This is a genomic window from Mesorhizobium sp. M7A.F.Ca.CA.003.01.2.1 (assembly GCF_003998945.1).
Lineage (GTDB): Bacteria > Pseudomonadota > Alphaproteobacteria > Rhizobiales > Rhizobiaceae > Mesorhizobium > Mesorhizobium ciceri.
Window position 1 is genome coordinate 1 of the sequence record NZ_RZRA01001362.1, and the last position, 1035, is coordinate 1035.

Genomic DNA, 1035 nt, shown 5'->3' on the forward strand with positions numbered 1-1035 from the left:
CATGATGACAGCCTGCACGTCTATCGCCTCGTACCTTGAGCTTGGCGAAGACGACGTGATCCTCAATGTCTTGCCCCTGGCCTTCGACTACGGCCTCTATCAGATGATAATGGCATTCCGTACCGGGGCGCGGTTGGTCCTCGAGCGCTCGTTTGCCTTCCCCGCACAGATACTTGCGATCATCGAAAGGGAGAGAGTTACAGGCTTTCCCGGCGTGCCGACCATCTTTGCCGCGCTGTCGGATCTCAGGACGCTGAAGGCAAATGATTTTGCAAGCATAAGGTATGTCACGAATACGGCGGCAGCCCTGCCGCTTAAGCACATTCGCCTGCTCCAGGAACTGTTTGCCGCCGCCCGCATCTATTCGATGTACGGCCTGACCGAATGCAAACGCTGCACCTATCTTCCGCCGGACGATCTTGCCCGAAAACCGTTGAGCGTGGGGATCGCCATCCCGAACACCGAAATGTGGATTGTCGATGAGGATGACCGAAGGGTTGGTCCCAATGTCGTCGGCCAGTTGGTCATCCGCGGGGCAACGGTCATGAAGGGCTACTGGGGTAAGCCGGAGGCTACCGCGAAGAAGCTCAAGCCAGGTCCTTTGCCCGGCGAGCAGGTTCTGTACACCGGCGACTACTGCCGAATGGACGAGGAAGGCTACCTCTATTTTGTCGGCCGCAGCGATGAGATCATAAAATCGCGGGGAGAAAAGGTGGCGCCTAGGGAAGTCGAAAACGTGCTGATGGAAATCCCGGGAGTACGGGAAGCCGCGGTTGTCGGAGTACCTGATGACCTGCTGGGGCAAGCAGTGAAAGCGTTTGTCGTCATGGAGCAAGGAACGATCATGGGCGAAAAGCAGCTGCGGATGGAATGTCAGAAGCGATTGGAAAACTTCATGATTCCGAAGTCCATCCAAATTGTGTCCAGTCTGCCGATGACGGACACGGGCAAGCTCAAGAAAATGGCGCTGTCATAAAGCAATTTACGGAAATTATTTGGATCGGAGGCCAATTCAATGCTGAGCACGAACAACAG

The 1035-nt window shown here is 55.6% G+C and carries 1 protein-coding gene; it reads left to right on the top strand.

From position 1 onward, the window contains the following. Positions 1-976: AMP-binding protein (locus EN969_RS32665; RefSeq protein ID WP_164758739.1), on the top strand; the 976-nt coding region annotated here is incomplete at its 5' end. Between the last annotated feature and the right edge of the window lie 59 nt (positions 977-1035).